The 16,082-nt window shown below is 64.9% G+C and carries 11 protein-coding genes; 1 reads left to right on the top strand and 10 read right to left on the bottom strand.

Annotation, left to right across the window (positions count from 1 at the left end; all coding sequences use genetic code 11):
- The first annotated feature begins 9 nt into the window (after nt 1–9).
- On the top strand, nt 10–1,530 hold the full coding sequence (locus tag DWG20_RS11660; protein ID WP_115433975.1) for a PilZ domain-containing protein: 1,521 nt from the start codon (nt 10–12) through the stop codon (nt 1,528–1,530).
- A gap of 159 nt (nt 1,531–1,689) precedes the next feature.
- Here DWG20_RS11660 and DWG20_RS11655 read toward each other — a convergent pair whose 3' ends face one another.
- From DWG20_RS11655 to folC, 10 genes are all read right to left on the bottom strand, one after another.
- Complete coding sequence (locus DWG20_RS11655) at nt 1,690–2,892, bottom strand: acetyl-CoA C-acyltransferase (protein WP_115433974.1); 1,203 nt, start codon at nt 2,890–2,892, stop codon at nt 1,690–1,692.
- 60 nt (nt 2,893–2,952) lie between these two features.
- Nucleotides 2,953–5,328, bottom strand: a complete 2,376-nt coding sequence (locus DWG20_RS11650; RefSeq protein ID WP_115434798.1) for a 3-hydroxyacyl-CoA dehydrogenase/enoyl-CoA hydratase family protein — start codon at nt 5,326–5,328, stop codon at nt 2,953–2,955.
- 100 nt (nt 5,329–5,428) lie between these two features.
- The gene (locus DWG20_RS11645) at nt 5,429–6,826 is read right to left on the bottom strand and encodes an OmpP1/FadL family transporter (protein WP_115433973.1); all 1,398 of its coding nucleotides are present in this window, start codon (nt 6,824–6,826) and stop codon (nt 5,429–5,431) included.
- 300 nt (nt 6,827–7,126) lie between these two features.
- The gene (locus DWG20_RS11640) at nt 7,127–9,580 is read right to left on the bottom strand and encodes an acyl-CoA dehydrogenase (RefSeq protein ID WP_115433972.1); all 2,454 of its coding nucleotides are present in this window, start codon (nt 9,578–9,580) and stop codon (nt 7,127–7,129) included.
- A 106-nt stretch (nt 9,581–9,686) separates the two neighbouring features.
- Nucleotides 9,687–10,328 (bottom strand): TetR/AcrR family transcriptional regulator, encoded by a 642-nt coding sequence (locus tag DWG20_RS11635; RefSeq protein WP_115433971.1) that lies wholly within the window; start codon nt 10,326–10,328, stop codon nt 9,687–9,689.
- Nucleotides 10,329–10,569: 241 nt separating this feature from the next.
- Nucleotides 10,570–11,763 (bottom strand): O-succinylhomoserine sulfhydrylase, encoded by a 1,194-nt coding sequence (locus DWG20_RS11630; protein ID WP_115433970.1) that lies wholly within the window; start codon nt 11,761–11,763, stop codon nt 10,570–10,572.
- Nucleotides 11,764–11,825: 62 nt separating this feature from the next.
- Nucleotides 11,826–13,349: an amidophosphoribosyltransferase gene (gene purF / locus DWG20_RS11625; RefSeq protein ID WP_115433969.1), complete on the bottom strand. Its 1,524-nt coding sequence runs from the start codon at nt 13,347–13,349 to the stop codon at nt 11,826–11,828.
- 76 nt (nt 13,350–13,425) lie between these two features.
- Nucleotides 13,426–13,917: a CvpA family protein gene (locus tag DWG20_RS11620; protein ID WP_115433968.1), complete on the bottom strand. Its 492-nt coding sequence runs from the start codon at nt 13,915–13,917 to the stop codon at nt 13,426–13,428.
- Between the two features lie 10 nt (nt 13,918–13,927).
- On the bottom strand, nt 13,928–14,815 hold the full coding sequence (locus DWG20_RS11615; RefSeq protein ID WP_115433967.1) for an SPOR domain-containing protein: 888 nt from the start codon (nt 14,813–14,815) through the stop codon (nt 13,928–13,930).
- 7 nt (nt 14,816–14,822) lie between these two features.
- Nucleotides 14,823–16,082, bottom strand: a complete 1,260-nt coding sequence (folC, locus tag DWG20_RS11610) for a bifunctional tetrahydrofolate synthase/dihydrofolate synthase (protein WP_115434797.1) — start codon at nt 16,080–16,082, stop codon at nt 14,823–14,825.

The raw sequence follows: 16,082 nt of genomic DNA, 5'->3' as shown, positions 1-16,082 counted from the left end.
TTAAAGGTCATGTTTGACTTAAAGAAGCTGGTCAGCTCACTGGTCAACCGCAACGGGCCGCAATCGTCCATCGCACAATCTGCCACGACGCTCGTCAACGAGCTACCCGAGGCGGAGTACGCGGGCGCGTTGGTCGAGATTGTCAAGTCGATCGCCAAGATCAACGCCGAAACCGACATCTCGCTCAAGGAACGCTTGAAGACGCTGCTCTATATCGACGAGCGCGCCCATGTCATCCACGAACACCTGTGCGACGATTTCCTCGCCGGCAAAGCCGGCGTCAAAAGCTTTCTGCCGAGCATTCTCGCCTACCTGCAGGAATTGTCGAAGGCCTATTCGATCTGCCTGAAGCTTCACCAGGGCAACCCGCAGGCCGTGCTCGCCGCCGACATCCGGCTGGCGACCGCGCGCGCGCTGAACCACCAGATGCGGCTCACGCTATGGAACGCGCTCAGCTACCTGAACTCCGACGGCCTGCTGTGGCAGCAAGGTTACCGCTTCTACCTGTCGGCCGAGGAACAGGGCTGCGACCGCCAGCCCCTCAAGCTCTACGAGAGCGACCGCGAAGAGACCACCTGCGAGCACATCCTGTTGCGCGGCGCGATGCTGCAGCTGGCGCAGACCGACAACCTGCGCCCGGCCGAGATCGTCGCGGTCGAGCGGCTGCTGTACAGCCTCGCAGGCTGCACCCGGCTCGAGAAACAGCCGAACCTGGTCGACGAACCCGTCTTTCTGCTCAATCTCGAAACACCGGCCGCGCCGCAGCCGATGCGCCGCGGCACGCTCGGCCGTGGAGTGCGCTACTGGTCGGGCCAGCCGCTGGCCAACCGGCTCGCCGACATCATGCTCGACCTCGACAAGGGGCTGCCGTCCATCCTGACGCAGACCCGGCTCAGGTTCAGCCAGAACGAGTGGGTACAACTGTGCTCCAAGCTCGCGACGCGCTGGGCGCGCGACGGCGGCCTGTCGTTGCGCAAATCCGAACGTTCGCCGCAGATGAAGAGCGTCGCCGTCGACGTCGGCTTCGAACGGATCGCCTTCCTCGCCAAGGTGCAAAACGCCTACCCGACCGGCGAGGACGGCTCCGAGGAATGGCGCCTCCAGGACGTCAGCCAGACCGGCATGGGCCTCAATTACTTCGGACGCCACCTCGACAAACTGGCGCTCGGTCGCCTGCTGATGATGCGCGAACAGGATAGCAACCCGCGGCTCGGCGTGATCCGCCGCATCTCGCGCGAGAACTCGGGCAATGCGCGCGTCGGCGTCGAGCTGTTCGGCCACTCTCCGATCGGCGTCTCGCTGACCGACCCGGCGCTGCCCGACATGGACCCGCAGAACGGCCTCTATATCACGCAGCCGAACTCGGCGGACGGGAAACGCTGGTTCCTGCTGCCCAAAGGCTTGGCCGAGCCGCACCGCGAGCTGGTGCTCACGGTTCAGGGCCAGTCCTACCAGATCCGCCTGAAGGAGCCGCTGCAGCCATTCGGCGACTGCTCGCACAGCGACTTCGACACGCTCGCCCGCCTGTAGACGCAAGGCTAGTTCAACCTTAACGCCCGGCGATCCTTGCCGGGCGTTTTCTTTTCCAAGAGACTCCTAGGCAGAAAAAAACCCGCCATCAAGGCGGGCCAAACAGCGCCGGAACAGGATTGCCGCTTGCGCGACCGCCCCGTCCCGGTCGGATCAGTCTTACAGGATTTCCAGGATGCCGGCGGCGCCCATGCCGGTACCGATACACATCGTCACCATGCCGTAGCCGGTCTCGCCGCGACCCTTCATGCCGTGGATCAGCGTCGCCGCGCGGATCGCGCCGGTCGCGCCCAGCGGGTGGCCGAGCGCGATCGCGCCGCCGTGCGGGTTGATAATCGAAGTATCGAGGTCGAGGTCGCGGATCACCGCCAGCGCCTGCGCGGCGAACGCTTCGTTCAGTTCCATCCACTTGATGTCGGACAGCGACAAGCCCGCCTGGCGCAAGGCGGCCGGGATCGCCTCTTTCGGGCCGATCCCCATGATCTCCGGCGGCACGCCCTTGACCGAGAAGGTCACGTAGCGCGCGATCGGTGTCAGCTTGTACTGCTTGAGCACCTTTTCCGACACGATGATCACCGCGCCGGCGCCGTCGGACATCTGCGAACTGTTGCCGGCGGTCACCGAGCCCTTGGCGTCGAACACGGTCTTCAGCTTGGCCAAGCCCTCGAGCGAGGTGTCGAGGCGCGGGCCTTCGTCGGTGTCCAGCGTCTTGGCGACATGCTGGACTTCGCCGGTTTCCAGGTCAGGAATGCGGTAGGTCACGTCGAGCGGCGAGATTTCCGCCTTGAACGCGCCGCTTTCGATCGCGGCCAGCGCGCGGCGATGCGATTCGACCGCGAACGCGTCCTGGTCTTCGCGGCTGACGTTCCACTGCTGAGCCACTTTCTCGGCGGTCAGGCCCATGCCGTAGGCGATCGCGTAGTTCTCGTCCTTGGCGAAGATTTCCGGGTTCAACGCGACCTTATTGCCCATCATCGGCACCAGCGACATCGACTCGGCGCCGGCGGCGATCACCACGTCGGCCTCGCCCATGCGCACGCGGTCGGCGGCGATCTGCACCGCATTGATGCCGCTAGAGCAGTAACGGTTGATGGTGAGGCCGCCGACGGTGTTCGGCAGGCCGGCGAGCAGCACGCCAATACGCGCCATGTTGAGGCCCTGCTCCGCCTCAGGGAAGGCGCAGCCGACGACGCAGTCGGAGATCAGCGCCGGATCGATCGTCGGCACCTGCGCCAAAGCGCCCTTGATCACGTGGGCGAGCATGTCGTCCGGACGCACGTGGCGCATCATGCCGCGCGGCGCCTTGCCGACCGGCGTGCGGGTCGCCGCGACGATGTAAGCTTCCTGAACTTGCTTGGTCATTTGGTGTTCTCCTGCTGCCCGGCCGGCCTCGGCGACCGGCCGGGCGTATTGTCCTGTCGATTAGTTGCGCAGCGGCTTGCCGGTGGTCAGCATGTTGGCGATGCGGTCCTGCGTCTTGCTGTTCTTCAGCAGCTGCATGAAGCCCTTGCGTTCCAGCTCGAGGATCCACGCCTCGTCGACTTCGGTGCCGGCCTCCACGTCGCCGCCGGTCATCACGTCGGCGATCAGGCCGGCGATGGTGAAGTCGTGCTCGGAGATGAAATGGCCTTCGAGCATGTTGACAAGCTGGCCCTTGATCGACGCCGCGCCGGTGCGGCCGGCGACTGGGAAACTCTTGACCTTCAGCGGCGGGCGGTAGCCGGACTCGGCCAACGCGAGCGCCTGCTGCTTGGCGACGTACAACAGTTCGTAGGCGTTGAACACGACGACGTCGGTCTTCTTGAAGAAGCCGATCTCCTGCGTCTCGATCGCGCTGGTGCCGACCTGGGCGGTGGCGATCGCCATGAAGTAATCCTTCAGCGCGGCGAGCACGTCGCCCTTGGCCTCTTGAGAAGCGCGCAGCGCGAACTCCTTGCAGCCGCCGCCACCCGGCAGCAGGCCGACGCCGACCTCGACCAGGCCGACGTAGGATTCGAGCGCGGCGACCACCTTGTCGCAGTGCATCGCGAACTCGCAGCCGCCGCCGAACACGTAGCCCTGCGTCGCGGCGACGGTAGGGATCTGGCTGTAGCGCAGGCGCATCGACGTAGCCTGGAAGCGGCGCACGGTGTTCTCGATTGCGTCCCAGTCGCCCATCATGAACGCCGGCATCATCGACGACAGGTCGGCGCCGACCGAGAACGGCTCTTCGGTCTGCCAGATCACCAGGCCCTTGAAGCGCGCCTCGGCGATGTCGATGGCGGTGTTGAGGCCGTCGAGCACGTCGGGGCCGATCGCGTGCGCCTTGGTCTTGAACGACACCACGAGGATCTCGTCGCTGGTGGTGAAGGCGCGCACGCCGTCGTTCTCGAACACGGTCTCGCCGAGCGGCGCGTTCGCCTCGCCGAGCACCTTGGCCGGCGCGAGCTGACGCTGGTAGACGTCGAGCGTCGAACGGCCGATGCGCTTGCCACTGGCCGCATCGAAGGAGCCGTCGGCGAAGTGCACGCCGGCACGGTCGGCTTCGAGCACCCAGGCCGGAAGCTTGGCCGAGGCCAGCGCCTTGCCGGCCTTCACGTCCTCGTCGACCCACTTGGCAACCTGCTGCCAGCCGGCGGCCTGCCAGGTCTCGAACGGGCCGACGCTCCAGCCGAAGCCCCAGCGGATCGCGAAGTCGACGTCGCGCGCCGAGTTGGCGATGTCGGCCAGGTGGAAGCCGATGTAGTGGAACACGTCGCGGAAGCACGCCCACAGGAACTGCGCCTGCGGGTGCTCGCTCTCGCGCAGCTTTTTGAACCTTTCGGCCGGGTCGGCGATTTTCAGGATGTCCTTGACCGTGTCGTCGCCCTTCTCGCCCGAGCCGACGTAATCGCCGCGGGCCGGGTCGACCACGAACATCTGCTTGCCGTCCTTCTTGTAGATGCCGGCCTTCGTCTTGGCGCCGAGCGCGCCCGCGGCGATCAGCTTCTGCAGCCACTCGGGCGACTTGAACAGCGCATGCCATGGGTCGTCAGGCAGCGTGTCCTGCATCGTCTTCACGACGTGGGCGAAGGTGTCGAGGCCGACCACGTCGGCGGTGCGGAAGGTGGCCGACTTCGGGCGGCCGAGGCGCGGGCCGGTCAGGTCGTCGACGACGTCGAAGCGGAGGCCGAATTTTTCGGCGTTGGCGATGGTCGCCAGCATCGAGAACACGCCGATGCGGTTGGCGACGAAGTTCGGCGTGTCCTTGGCGCGGATCACGCCCTTGCCGAGCGTCGACACCAGGAAGCGCTCGAGGTGGTCAAGCATCGCCGCGTCGGACGTCACGCACGGGATGATCTCTACCAGGTGCATGTAACGCGGCGGGTTGAAGAAGTGGACGCCGCAGAAGCGCGGGCGAACAGCTTCCGGGCAGGCCTCGGCCAAGGTGTTGATCGACAGGCCCGAGGTGTTGGTCGCGAAAAGGGTGTTCTCGCCCAGGTACGGCGCCACCTTGTGATAGAGGTCGGCCTTCCAGTCCATGCGCTCGGCGATCGCCTCGATCACCAGGTCGCAGTCCTTCAGAAGATGCAGATGCTCTTCATAGTTGGCCGGCTGGATGTACTGCACCCGATCCTTGCCCGCCAGCGGCGACGGTTTCTGCTTTTTCAGGCCGTCGAGCGCCTTGACGACGATGCCGTTCTTGTCGCCTTCCTTGGCCGGAAGGTCGAACAGGATCGTCGGCACCTTGGCGTTAACGAGATGAGCGGCGATCTGCGCGCCCATCACGCCGGCGCCGAGCACGGCGACCTTGCGTACGATGAACTTGGATTGAGACATGGTTTCCTCGATGGTGTCTATGAACAACAGACGGCAGTGCCCCTCGTGCCTGCCTTTTTATGAGGCGGGGCTCACGGCCCCGCCTTTTGCCACGCCTCGGTTAGAAGCTGTAGTTGTACTGCAAGCCCACGATATGGGCATGGCTCTTATATTCGGCCGAGCCGTTGGTCTTGCTCGACACGCACGCGACCGATGCCGCGTTCGCGCCGCCGCAGTAGCCGTTCACGTTGGCCTTGGCGTCCTTGATATGGATATAGCTGTAAGCCAGGTTGACCGAGGTCTGCTTGGTGAAGTCGTACTTGCCGCCGAGCGAGAACCAGATGCGGTCGTTGTCGGGCAGCGTCGACAGCCGGTGGTTGTCATCCGGCACCGGCGTCTTGTCGTAGGCGACACCAAAGCGCAGCTGCAGCGGATCGGAGTACTGGTAGGACGCGCCGAGCGACGCCTTGTAAGCGTCGGTGTCATCCCAGTCGGGCACCAGGATGGTCTTGTTGCTCGTACCGCCCGCAACGACCTTGGTGTTTTCATATTCGACCACTGCCTTCTCGAAGCGGGAATGGCGGGTCCAGGTAACGTCGCCGAACAGGTTCCACTTCGGATCGAGCTTGTGCATGCCGTGCAGCGACAGCGACTCTGGGGTCACGATGTCGACCTTGGCGCCTTCGGATGCCTTATAACCATTCAGCAGGGCGGCACCCATCGGCGAGGTCGTCGCAGGCTTGGTCCACTTCGCGGTGCCTTCCAGCGTGTGCTTGACCTTCGAACGATAGCTCAGGCCGACGCGGCTGTTCTCGCTCACGTCCCACATCCAGCCCAACGTAAAGCCGTAGCCCCAGTCGTCACCCTCCACCTCGGCAAAACCGTCCGCGTTGCCGTTTCCTGCCGGCGCGCCACCGGCGCCTGTCCCGGGGAAGGCGCCGAAGTTGGCGTACTGGCGCAGCGTCGCCTTCGCGTATTGCGCGAGCAGGCCGACGCCGAAGGAATGCTGCTCGTTCAGCTTGAACGACAGCGTCGGGTTGACGTCGATCGTTTTCAGACCGGTCTGGTTGACGTTGTAACGCAGCACGGAGTCGCGCTCGTACTCGGTTTCAGACGCGTACGGCACGTAGACGCCCAGACCTACCGCGAAACGGTCGTCGATCTGGTGGGTGAGGTAGAGGTGCGGGACGGCCACCAGGTCGTCGGTGAGCTTGCCGCTGGACTTGCCGCTGATCGCCGTCCCGTCGGGGTACGAACCCTTGGCATTGCTGTACTTGACGCTCGGCGACACGAGGTTCAGCGCACCCGTGAAATTAGTCCCCTTCAGCTTCGACATCCCGGCCGGGTTATAGAAGATGGTGGACGCGTCGGCGGCTTCGGCCGCGCTGGCGTTCGCGGTCGCCTGCGCGCTGACGGACTGGGTACCGAAGTGATAGCCGGAGGCGAAGGCCTGCGCGGACAGCAGGCCCGCGGCCGACCCCATCAACATGACCGACAGGCTGAGGTGCTTCAATTTCATGTGTTATCCCTCTGTGCATTTCTCGTTGCATGTAGTGTTGTCGAGTCGATTGTGTCATCGACTGAGATCGATACTAACCACAGAAAAATGGCTTTGCCAGCGCTTTTCAAGCAATTGTTCCAAACATTCGTTTAATTACAACATCGCTTGTCTGACGGCGTTTTCCGGCACCCACCCTTCAAAAATATGCATACAGCACGATATAAACAACAATAAATCTCTATTGACATTTTTCGAGGCGGTGCGCCGCACCGCCTCGAAAAATGGCCCGGGCAGAGCCGCCCCCGGGCCGCGCCTGTCTTAGAACACCAGGCGTTCGAGCAGCGCGTCGTCGTGGTGGGTCAGCGATTTGTCGAAGTCGTCGACCATGATCACGTCGCGCTTGAGCTTGCGGGCACGTGCCACCGCGTCGAATTCGGTCTGGCTGATCTGGCCGGCAGCCAAGGCCTCGGCCAACCTTTCGCGGTTGGTCAGCGACTTGAACTTGCCGTCGCGCGTCAGCTTGCGCAGCTTCTGCTCGACCGGTTCGGTCTCTAGGATGGCCTTGAGCGCAGGCTGCAGCACGCCGACCGGGTCGCGCTCGTCGTTCGGCACGAACATGCCGTGGGTGAGACGGTCGCGGGTGCCTCCCGGCTCCATCAGCGCACGCGCGACCTTGGTGCCGATGCGGTCGGACGGCGGCTTGAGCGTCAGGCCCCACGGGAAGATCACGCGACGCAGCAGGAAGGCGAGCGGGCGGCTCGGCAGGTTGGCAAGGAAGCCGTCCATCGCCTGCTGCAGGTCATACAGCGCCGATTCGACCGCCCATTGCAGCACCGGCAGGTCCTGCTTGTTCGCGCCTTCGCGCTCGAAACGCTTGAGGCAGGCCGACGCGATATACAGGTTGGACAGCATGTCGCCGAGGCGGGCCGACAGCTTCTCGCGGAACTTCAGCGAGCCGCCGAGGCTGAACATCGCCATGTCGGACAACAGCGCGAAGGCGCTAGAGAAACGCGTCAGCTGCTTGTAGTAGCGGCCGATGTCGCCGCTCTTCGGCGCGCCGACCAGGCGGGCGCCGGTCAGGCCCATCCACAGCGAACGCACGAAGTTGGAGATCACGAAGCTGATGTGGCCGGTGATCGCGTCGTCGAATTCGCGGCCGTCGTTCGCCATCGCCGACTTCATTTCGCGCAGCACGTAGGGATGGCAGCGGATCGCACCCTGGCCGTAGATGATCATCGAGCGCGTCAGGATGTTGGCGCCTTCGACGGTGATCGCGATCGGGATCGCCTGGTAGGCGCGCGCCAGGTAGTTGCGCGGGCCGAGCACCACCGCCTTGCCGCCGTGGATGTCCATCGCGTCGTTCAGCGTTTTGCGCATGCGCTCGGTGTTGTGGTACTTGAGCACCGCCGACAGCACCGACGGCTTTTCGCCCAGATCGAGGCCAGTCAGCGCCAGGTCCTGCGACGCTTCCATCTGGTAGGTGAAGCCGCCGATGCGCGCCATCGCCTCGTCGACGCCCTCGAACTTGCCGATCGGCAGGCCGAACTGGTCGCGGATACGGGCGTAGGCACCGGTCACGAACGATGCGACCTTACCCGACGCGACCGACATCGCCGGCAGCGAGATGCAGCGGCCGACCGACAGGCACTCGACCAGCATGCGCCAGCCCTGGCCGACGTATTCCTGACCGCCGATCACCCACTCCATCGGGATGAACACGTCGCGGCCCCAGGTCGGGCCGTTCATGAAGGCCGAACCGCCGGGGAAATGACGGCGGCCGATCTGCACCCCGCCGTGGCCGGCCGGCACCAGCGCGCAGGTGATCCCGATGTCTTCCTTGTCGCCCAGCAGGTGTTCCGGGTCGTAGAGCTTGAACGCGAGGCCGAGGATGGTCGCGACCGGCGCGAGCGTGATCCAGCGTTTTTCCCAGCTGACGCGGATGCCGAGCACGTTGTCGAACTGCTCACCAGTACGGGGATGGGTATAGGAGCCTCGGCAAACATAACCGTAGTCGGGGATCGCTCCCGCGTCGGAACCGGCGGACGGGCTGGTCAGCGCGAAGCACGGGATTTCCTGGCCACGAGCCAGACGCGGCAGGTAGTAGTCCTTCTGCGCTTCGGTGCCATAGTGCTGCAGCAGTTCGCCCGGGCCGAGCGAGTTGGGCACCATCACCGTCACCGCAGCCGACCCGCCGCGCGTGGCGATCTTGGTGACGACCTTGGCGTGCGCGTAGTTGGAGAACTCGAGGCCGCCGTACCGCTTCTTGACGATCATGCCGAGGAAGCCGTGGTCCTTGATGAAGTTCCACACCTCTTCGGGCAGGTCTTTCTCTTCGTGCGTGATCTTCCAGTCGTCGACGAGCTTGCACAGCTCCTCGGTCGGACCGTCTATGAAGGCCTGCTCTTCCGGCGTCAGCTTCGGGTCCGGGAAGGACAGCAGCTTGTCCCAGTCCGGCTTGCCGGAGAACAGGTCGCGGTCCCACCAGACGGTGCCGGCGTTGATCGCCTCCTGCTCGGTCTGCGACATCGGCGGGGTGATCTTCTTGAACACGCCGAACACCGGGCCGGTGAACAGCACGCGGCGCAGCGGCGGCAGGTTCAGCACCGCCGCTACGGCGGCGAACAAGCCCCATACCACGACCGGCACGGCGAAACCTGAACCGAATTGGAGTCCCAGAAGCCAGGCGGCGAAGCCCAGCGTCCAGACGATGACGGGCGCACGGAAGTACGCCAGCGCGCCGACCAGGGCGAGAAGGATGATGGCGGGTAGCATTGTGTTTTTCCTCGTGTTGACCCTTTGTTAGCCGCAAAGGGTGTGATGCTGCATGAACCGGTTCGCGGCCGCTTTGCGTGTCTCGCGAGCCGGTTCATTTCAAGCGCTAACTTCCGGAAGGCGTACTCAAGCCCGCCACCACGAAAGGCACCAGGTGTTTCACGATCATGTCCGGGTCGCGCGCGGACACGACCTGGCTGCGCACGAAGATCTTCAGCACGTCGTTGCCGGCGAAGGCGTTGAACATCACGCTGAACGCGAAATGCATGCGCCAGGCCAGCTCCTCCCCTCCGAGCTCGGGCAACGTGCGCTCGAAGGCGCGGCTGTAGCGCTGGACGAACTCGCTGTACTGCAGCGAGAGGGTTTCGCGCAGCAGCCGGTGGTTTTCCACCAGCGTGCGCGACAGCAATCTGACGAACAGCGCCCCGCCCTTGTTCGGGTCTTTGGAGAGCGCGAGCGCCGGGCGAATGAAGGTCATCACCAGCGTTTCGATCGACAGCGCTTCGCCCCTGCCCTCCTCGGCGTCGAGCTCGGCGAGGCAGCCCGCGAGCAGCGGGCCGAGTCGCCGGGTGAACACCGATTCGAACAGCGCGTCTTTGGAGCCGAAGTGATAGTTCACCGCGGCGAGGTTGACCCCGGCCTGCTGGGTGATCATGCGCAAGGAAGTCGCCTCGAAGCCGTGCTCGACGAACAGCGTTTCGGACACGTCGAGGATGCGGGTGGAGGTGTCGGGACGATTCGCTTCCATGGTTGCCTTGGGTTGCTCGGGTTGAATTGCCTGATCCATACTGACTTTCGAACAATCGTTTTAAACTTACGTTTTGACGACGGAAGTGTCAAGGGAATTTGACTCAAGCCGCATCAAAACCGCGAAATGCCGCACAAGAAAAAACGGCAGTCCCATTTTAGACTGCCGTTTGAATGAAGCGAACGCTAAAGCGAGCTTCTGCTCTACATCAGCATTGCTTTTGACATAACTTCACGTCAACTCAGCCGAGGCTGGCGGCCAGGTCGGCCTTCAGGTCTTCGACGTGCTCGAGGCCGATCGCCAGGCGTACCAGTCCGTCGACGATGCCGGCGCGCTCGCGCGCTTCCGGCGTGATACGGGCATGCGTCGTCGACGCCGGATGGGTGATGGTCGACTTCACGTCGCCGAGGTTGGACGTGCGCGAGAACACGTTCACGCCGTCGATCAGGTGCCACGCCGCGGCGCGCTCTCCTTTCAGCACAAAGCTGACCACGGTACCGCCACTCCCGTTCTGCTGGCGCATCGCCAGTTCGTGTTGCGGATGGCTCTCGAGCCCCGGGTAGAACACCCGCTCCACCTGCGGCTGCGCTTCGAGCCAGCGCGCGATCTCGATCGCGGTCTGGCACTGGCGCTCGATGCGAACGAACAGCGTCTCCAGCCCCGACAGTAACACCCACGCATTGAACGCTGACAGGCTCGGACCGGCGGTGCGCACGTGCAGGTAGATCGGCTCGATCAGCTTGTCCGAACCGACGACCGCGCCGCCGAGCACGCGACCGTGGCCATCGAGCGACTTGGTCGCCGAATGGACGACGAGGTCGGCACCGAGCTTCAGCGGTTGCTGCAGCACCGGCGTGCAGAAGCAGTTGTCGACCACCAGCAGCGCACCGGCCGCGTGCGCGACGTCGGCGATCGCGGCGATGTCGGCCACACCGGTCAGCGGGTTCGACGGCGTCTCGAGGAAGAATACCTTGGTGTTCGGGCGGGCCGCATCGCGCCACGCGTTGAGGTCGGCAGGGTCGACGTAGCTGATCTCGACGCCGAACTTGGCGAGGATGCCGTTGAACAGGTTGATCGTCGAACCGAACAGGCTCTGCGACGACACGATGTGGTCGCCGGCCTTCAAGAGCGTCAGCATGGTCGCCTGGATCGCCGCCATGCCGCTGGCGGTGGCGATCGCACGTTCGCCACCCTCGAGCGCGGCGAGGCGCTGCTGGAAGGCCGCGACGGTCGGATTGGTGAAGCGCGAGTAGATATAGCCTTCCTGTTCGCCGATGAATAGCGCGGCGCCTTCGGCGGCGGTGTCGTAGGTAAAGCTGGAAGTAAGGAAGAGCGCCTGGCTGTGCTCGCCGTAGTCGGAGGTTTCGCGACCGGCGCGGATCGCCAGCGTTTCGGGCCTGAGCTTGGCCGAGGTGTCGTTTTGGGGTCTTGTCATGGCGATGTGATGCCGCCGGCTTGCCGCCGGCGGCGCCTAGAAGGAGCGGACCCCTATTGTGCTCACATCAGGTTTTGCTCGGCAACGTTCAGATTGAGGTCGACCACGCCGGCTTCGCCCTCGTGGCGCGCCGCGTTGCGCGACGCCTCGAGCGCATCCAGATACGCGTCGTCGATGTCGCCGGTCACGTAATAGCCGTCGAAGCATGACGATTCGAACTCGGTCAGCGCCGGATTGGCCGCCTTGACCGCTTCGACCAGCGCGTCGAGCTCCTGGTAGATCACCGCGTCGGCGCCGATCTCCTCGGTCACATCCTGCTCGGTGCGGCCGGTGGCGAGCAGTTCCTCGCGCGTCGGCATGTCGATGCCGTACACGTTGGGGAAGCGTACCGCCGGCGCAGCCGACGCAAAATAGACCTTCTTGGCGCCGGCGTCGCGCGCCATCTGCACGATCTCGCGGCTGGTGGTGCCGCGCACGATCGAGTCGTCGACCAAGAGCACATTGCGGTCCTTGAACTCGCAAGCGACCGGGTTCAGCTTTTGGCGCACCGATTTCTTCCTCACGCCCTGCCCCGGCATGATGAAGGTGCGGCCGATGTAGCGGTTCTTGATGAAGCCTTCGCGGTACGGCAGGCCGAGCGCGTTCGCCAGTTGCAGCGCACTCGCGCGGCTGGTATCGGGAATCGGCATCACGACGTCGATGTCGATCGCCGGCAGCACGCGGCGCACCTTCTCGGCCAAGGTTTCGCCCATGTTGAGGCGCGCCTGGTAGACCGACGCGCCGTCGATCACCGAATCGGGACGCGCGAAATAGACGTATTCGAACAGGCAGGGTGCGAGGCGCGTGGTCTCGGCGCACTGGCGCGCGTGGAAGTCGCCATCGAAGGTCACGTAGACCGCCTCGCCCGGCGCGACGTCGCGCAGCAGCGTGAAGCCAGAACAGTCGAGCGCGACCGACTCGGACGAGAACATGTATTCGGACTTGCCGCCGGCCTGGTTGGAGCCGATCACCAGCGGGCGGATGCCGTTCGGGTCGCGGAACGCGACGAGGCCGAAGCCGGCGATCAGCGCGACCACCGCGTAGGCGCCGCGCACGCGGCGATGCACCGCCTCGACCGCACCGAATACCGCGTCGATCGGCAAGGCCTGGCCGTCGACGCGTTGCGCGATCTCGTGCGCGAACACGTTGAGCAAGACTTCGGAGTCGGAGTTGGTGTTGATGTGCCTGAGGTCGCGACGGTACATGTCGGCCTTCAGCTCGTCGGCGTTGGTCAGGTTGCCGTTGTGCGCCAGCACGATGCCGAACGGCGAATTGACGTAGAACGGTTGCGCCTCGGCCAGGTTGGACGCCGAGCCGGCGGTCGGGTAACGCACGTGCGCGATGCCGGCGGTACCGGTCAGAGAACGCATGTTGCGGGTGCGAAAAACATCACGCACCAGGCCTGCGCCCTTGTGCATGTGAAAGCTCTTGCCGTTCGCGGTGACGATGCCCGCCGCGTCCTGGCCACGGTGTTGCAGCAGTTGCAGCCCGTCGTACAACAATTGGTTGACCGGGGACTGCCCGACGACACCCAGAATCCCACACATGGTTTGCGTCCTTTACACCAGTTCGGATAACAAAAAAGACGGGGCGAACCTTATCACTCCGTCTTCTTTCTTCCCATCAGGGATAACGCACATTTTGTGCCAGCACTTGGGGCAACCACGGCCTGAGTGACAAGGCCGCCGACTGCAGGGGGGGCGCCAGCACCGCGTTCTTCCACATCGCTTGTTTCGGTAGGTCGGACATCCCGCCGACGAGCACCATCACCGTCACCAGCACCAGCCCGCGCGCGGCACCGAACACGCCGCCGAGCAGCCGGTTCACGCTGCCCAAGCCGATGCTGTCCATCAGGCCGGTCAGCGCCACCCGCATCAGCGCCGTTGCCAGCCACACTAAAAAGAATAGCAGCACGAAGGCGGCGACCAGGCGCAGCCCTTCCCCGGCAAGGTCGCTAGGCAGAAAGTGCGACACGTCGGGCGCAAACTCCTTCGCGCACCAGAACGCCAACAGCCACGAGCTCAGCGACAAGACCTCGGCGACCAGGCCGCGGATCAGAGCGATGACGATCGAGCCGAGGACGATGGCGAGGACGATATAGTCGAAAACGGTCATGCGTGCGGGATCAACGGGTGACGACGATGCCGGTCACGCCGGCGCGCGCGAGTTTCTTCAAGGTCGCGTCGGCGTCTTCGCGGCTGGCGAACGGGCCGACGCGCACGCGCGTCACCTCGCCCTTGCTGGTCGTGACTTTGCTGAAGTGCGCGGCGACGCCGGCGGCGGCGAGCCGGCTCCTGAGCGCGTCGGCCTTTTCCGGGTCGGACAAGGCCGCCAGCTGGATCGCGAAACCGTTACCGGTTTTGGCCTTTTCGGCACCGGCCTTTTCCGCGCCGGCCTTCTCGGCCTTAGCCTTGTCGACGTTGGCCGAGGCCTGGAGCGCGGCTTCGGTGCGACCCTCGAGAATGGCGGCCGGGTCTTTCTGCGGTTTCTCGGCCGGTTTCGCAGGCTTGGACTCCGCCTTCGCCTCGACCTTGGGTCTGGACTCCGGCTTCGGCTCGGGCTTGGGTTCAGGCTTTGCCGCCGGCTTTTCAGTCTTTTCCACTTTCTTGACCGGCTCCACCGGCTTTGCCGCAACGACAGGCTCTGCCGGTTTCGGGGCGACAGCAGGCTCTGCCGGCTTCAGCGGCGCTGGCGCCACCGGCAGAGACGGTTCGGGAGGCAGGCTCGCGACGAGCTCGGTCGTCGGCGCCGGGCGCGCGGCGGCGACCGACGGCATGCTCGCCACAGGCTCCGGCGCTATGGGCAAGGGCACTGCCTGCGGCGGCACGGCCTGTTTGGCGAGGTTGCTCGATATCTCGATCTTCTCGGGCCGCATCGGCGCGTTGGGCACACGGCCGAGCACGTTCCACAGCACGACGGTGGCCACCAGCACCAGCGCGATCGCGCCGACCAGGCGGCGACGCGCGCGCTTTCTCAACATGATGAGTTCTTCGTGACTGGAGAGTCCTGCCATGTTTTCCTCAGCGGGCGGCCTGGCGTGCGGCGAGCACGGCGGCCACGGTATGGAATGAGCCAAATACGGTCAGTCTATCATTCTCGCCGGCCCCCGATAAGGCGGCTTGCCAGGCATCCTCGACCGTGTCGAACACCTTGACCTTGGCGATGCCGTGCTCGGCCAACCTGGCGGCGATCGCCTCGCCGGTCTGGCCGCGCGGCATGTCGAGGCCGCCGACGTACCAGACGTCGAAATCGTCCTTCGCCAGTTCGACCACCGCGTCGACGTCCTTGTCCGACAACATCGAGAACACCGCGACACGGTTCTGCGCGAACGGCAGCCGGCGCAGGCTGTCGACCATCGCGCGCACCGCGTGCGGGTTGTGGCCGACGTCGAGCACGACCTGCGGGCGACCCGGCAGCACCTGGAAGCGGCCCGGCCAGTCGACCTCCAACAGGCCCCGCTTGACCGCGCCCTGCCCGACCGGCAGGCGCAGCTTCAGGCAGTCCAGCACCGCGAGCGCCGCGCTGGCGTTGGAAAGCTGGTAGGCGCCGCGCAGCGCCGGGAACGGCAGCGCGTGGCGGTGGTGGCCGTCCATCCAGAACGACCACTGGTTGTCCATGCGACTGAAGCCGAAGTCGCTGCCGATGCACTTCAGATCTGCACCGATAGCGCGAGCGTGATCGATTAGGCTCGCCGGCGGGTTCGGGTCGGCGCAGATCGCCGGCTTGCCTGCGCGGAAGATGCCGGCCTTCTCGAAGCCGATCGCCTCGCGCGTGTCGCCCAGATAGCTCTGGTGGTCGATGTCGACGCTGACCACCACCGACACGTCGGGTTCGAACACGTTGACCGCGTCCAGACGCCCGCCGAGGCCGACCTCCATGACCGCGACGTCGACGCGCGCGTCGCAGAACGCCTTCATCGCGGCGAGCGTGCCGAATTCGAAATAGGTCAGCGTGGTGTCGCCGCGCGCCGCGTCGATCGCGGCAAAGCTCTCGACGATGGCTGCGTCGCTCGCCGGTTCGAGGTCGATCGCGACGCGCTCGTTGTAGCGCATGATGTGCGGCGAGGTGTAGGTGCCGACCCGGTAGCCGGCGCGCACCAGCATGGTCGACAGCATCGCGCACACCGAGCCCTTGCCATTGGTGCCGCCGACGGTGATGACCGGGAAGGTCGGCGCGAGGCCCATCGCGTCGCTCACGCGGCGCACGCGGGCTAGCCCCATGTCGATGGGAGTGGCGTGCAGCGCCTCGAGGTGGGACAGCCAGTCGTCCAGCGTTTTCAG

It is taken from the genome of Crenobacter cavernae, assembly GCF_003355495.1.
Classification (GTDB): domain Bacteria; phylum Pseudomonadota; class Gammaproteobacteria; order Burkholderiales; family Chromobacteriaceae; genus Crenobacter; species Crenobacter cavernae.
Note: the sequence above shows the minus strand (reverse complement) of the source record. Positions and strands in the feature narration are given on the sequence as shown.